Genomic DNA, 3,212 nt, shown 5'->3' with positions numbered 1-3,212 from the left:
TTCGCGCAGGACGACGAGGCCAGTGCCGGACCGCCCTCGACGAAACACGGTGGGCGCCCAGTTCGCCCAGGCGCTCGAGGAGATCGGGGAGGTCGTCGCCCTCGTCCTGCATGAAGGGGCGCGGATGCCGCCGCACGGCGGCCTCCTGCGGCACGGCGCGAGTTCCCACGACCACGGGGCGCGGCTGGTCGTCGTAGAGCGAGCCGTCGGCACGGCGTGCGGTGAGGGCCGGATCATCGGCGAGCAGCGTGCCGGTGCCGACCACGATGGCGTCGGCGAGGCTGCGGCGGCGGTGGACGTCGGCGCGGGCTTCGGGGCCCGTGATCCACTGGCTGGTGCCGTCGGCGGCGGCACCGCGGCCGTCGAGTGACTGCGCCCACTTCACGGTGACGTGCGGGCGGCCGAGGCGCTGCACCTCCAGCCAGGACGCCAGCAGGGCGGTGCCCTCGTCTGCGCGCCAGCCGCCGATCACATCGACCCCGGCCTCTCGCAGACGCGCGGCGCCGCCCGACGACGCCTCCCCGGGGTCGGTGACGGCGAACACGACGCGGGCGACGCCGGCGGCGATCAGCGCTTCACTGCAGGGTCCGGTGCGGCCGGTGTGGTTGCACGGCTCGAGGGTGACGACGGCGGTCGCGCCGCGCGCGGCATCCGGCCCCGCCGCGGCGGCGAGGTTCGTCAGCGCGTCGACCTCCGCATGGGCCGTGCCGGCGCCCCGATGCCACCCCTCGGCGAGCACGTCGCCGTCGGGGGAGAGCAGCACGGCGCCGACCTGCGGGTTCACGCCGCGCGGGCCCCGGCGAGCGATCTCCAAGGCGCGCTGCATCGCACGGTCGATCGCCGTGTCGTCGCGGTCTGTCGCGGCCATCCGTCGTCCTTCTGTGAGGCTCCGGGGCACGGCCGACACCGCAGATCCCGCCGCGGCGTGCGCGACGGCATCCGTGCTGCCTCCCATCCGGACTAGCGATCGGGTTCTCGTCGAACCGTCACGCATCACCGTCGGTCCCGGAATTCCACCGGATCAACCCCTCCTGGGAGGGGCTCGCGGACTGTCACCGCCGGTTCGGATTCACACCGACCCCGGAGCACGTTTCTTGCACTCGATCCTAGTCAACGCCCTGCAGAGGATTTCATTCCGTGTCGGTGCAGAGCGCGCCGCCCTATTTCAGCAGTCGCGACAGTCGCCGGTCGGCGAGCAGCTTTCCGCCGGTCTGGCAGGTGGGACAGTACTCCAGCGAGTTGTCCGCGAAGAAGACGCTGCGTACCTCGTCGCCGCACACCGGGCAGGCCTCACCCCGCCGCCCGTGCACCGACATTCCGCGACGTTTCGCATCCTTCAGATCTGCCGGGGGCCTGCCGGACGCCGATGCGACGGCATCCGTCAGTGTCGTGCGCATCGCGGTGTAGAGGACATCGACATCGGCATCGGTCAGGCTCGCCGCGAGTGCATACGGTGACATCCGCGCCGCGTGCAGGATCTCGTCGGAGTAGGCGTTTCCGATGCCCGCGATGATCGCCTGGTCGCGCAGCAGCCCCTTGATCTGCGTGCGGCGCCCGGCCAGCAGGGCGGCGAGAGCGTCGCGCGTGAAGTCAGCCGAGAGCGGATCGGGACCCAGTCGTGCGATGCCCGGCACATCCTGCGCAGCGCGAGCGGCGTACACGGCGAGGGACTTCTTGGTGCCGGCCTCGGTCAGGTCGAATCCGGCGCCGTCGTCGAGGCGCACGCGCAGCGCGATCGGCGTCTTGCCCGGTCGGATCACCGTGTCGGGGACCGTCTCGTACCAGCGCAGCCAACCGGCCTTGGCGAGATGGAAGATGAGATGGATGCCGGCATCCGTCGCCAGGTCGACGAACTTGCCGTGGCGCCGGGCTTCACTGATGCGGCCCCCGACGAGGCCGTCGATGGGCGGGTCGTAGGTCTTGAGCGCCGCGATGTTGGCGACCGTCACCTTCGTGATGGTGCGTCCCGTCGCGCGCTCGGCGAGGAAGTCGACGAGACCTTGCACCTCCGGCATCTCGGGCATGGCCTCATCCTGCCACTGCGCCCCGTCACCGCGTCAGGGGCAGTCGGCGGCGGGCCACACCTGTGGGGCGCGCTCATCGTCGGCGAGCAAGCCCGCGATGAGGCCGTCGGCGCGCACGCCGGCTCCGTTGACGAGAGCGGAGCGTACCCGGCCCTCGTAGCGGAATCCGAGTCGCTGCGCGACGCGGTGCGATGCGGGATTGTCGACCACGGCGCGCCACTCGATCCGTTGCAATCCCAGTCCGTCCGGAGAAAAGCCCCAGTCGATCACCCTCTGCGCCGCCTCCACGACCAGTCCCCGACCGCGCGCGGCGGGCGTCATCCAGTAGCCCAGTTCGCCGGATCCCTGACCGACGCGATGCAGGCCCATCATGCCGGCGAGCATGCCGTCGTGGCGCAGCGCCCAGGTCGCCTCCGTCTCGGCATCCCACCAGCCCGCGACTTTGTCGACGAACCCCTCGGCGTGCGCGCGCTCGTACGGCGACGGCACCGTCGTGAAGCGCTGGATCAGCTCGTCCTGGCAGGCGACGTAGATCGCGTCGACATCGTTCTCGGTCGGCAGCGAGAGTTCCAGTCGCGTCGTCCGCAGTGTCACCGGTTGCATGCCGCGAGCCTATCCCCGCCCGCCCCACCCGCCCGCCCCGCCCGCCCCACCCGCCCGCCCCGCCCGCCCGTCCCCCGCCCGCCTTCCCGACCCGTCCCGACGGTGCATAACTCCGCCTGAACGGTGCCGCCGCCTCGTTTCGCGACAACCGCAACCTCTTCAGATGGAGTTGTGCACGGCATCCGCGAACCCCTCCCCAGCGCAGCATCCGAGCGTTCTGTCCGCAGATCGACTGACACGCCGGCCCTGCATCCCGGCGCCGGTCGAGCATCGTCGTCGTGGACCAGGTTGAATGCGTGAGTTCCCGAGAACTACGACAGTCGGGCATGAGTCGTCGCCAGATCACCGACGCCGTACGCGCGGGCGCGATCATCCGCGCGCGCCGCGACCACTACCTGGTGGCTGACGCACCCCGGTCGATCGTCGCGGCCGTGCGCGTCGGGGGCCGGTTGACCTGTCTCAGTCTGCTCGCCGCCGAGGGGGTGTTCGTGTTCGCCAACGATGCCCTCCACGTGCATCTTCAGCGCGGGTCGAGCAGACTGCGCGGCGCCGAAGCGGTTCGTACGCCGATTCACCTCGCATCGG

2 protein-coding genes, 2 pseudogenes and 1 riboswitch are annotated in these 3,212 nt (G+C 71.2%); of the genes and pseudogenes, 1 reads left to right on the top strand and 3 read right to left on the bottom strand.

The features are described from left to right. The 3 genes and pseudogenes from ribD to I5I_RS00225 form a co-directional block, all read right to left on the bottom strand. Positions 1-868: pseudogene (ribD, locus tag I5I_RS00235) on the bottom strand (bifunctional diaminohydroxyphosphoribosylaminopyrimidine deaminase/5-amino-6-(5-phosphoribosylamino)uracil reductase RibD); the annotation flags it as partial. Between the two features lie 69 nt (positions 869-937). Then, a riboswitch (FMN riboswitch) is annotated at positions 938-1,093 on the bottom strand. A gap of 67 nt (positions 1,094-1,160) precedes the next feature. Beyond that, complete coding sequence (locus I5I_RS00230) at positions 1,161-2,024, bottom strand: Fpg/Nei family DNA glycosylase (protein WP_036314821.1); 864 nt, start codon at positions 2,022-2,024, stop codon at positions 1,161-1,163. Positions 2,025-2,057: 33 nt separating this feature from the next. Continuing rightward, positions 2,058-2,627, bottom strand: a complete 570-nt coding sequence (locus I5I_RS00225) for a GNAT family N-acetyltransferase (protein WP_036314818.1) — start codon at positions 2,625-2,627, stop codon at positions 2,058-2,060. 326 nt (positions 2,628-2,953) lie between these two features. Between I5I_RS00225 and I5I_RS00220 the strand changes: the two are divergent. Further along, positions 2,954-3,212: pseudogene (locus I5I_RS00220) on the top strand (hypothetical protein); the annotation flags it as partial.

Source organism: Microbacterium sp. B24, from assembly GCF_000333415.1.
Classification (GTDB): domain Bacteria; phylum Actinomycetota; class Actinomycetes; order Actinomycetales; family Microbacteriaceae; genus Microbacterium.
This window is presented reverse-complemented; position numbering and strand designations above follow the sequence as displayed.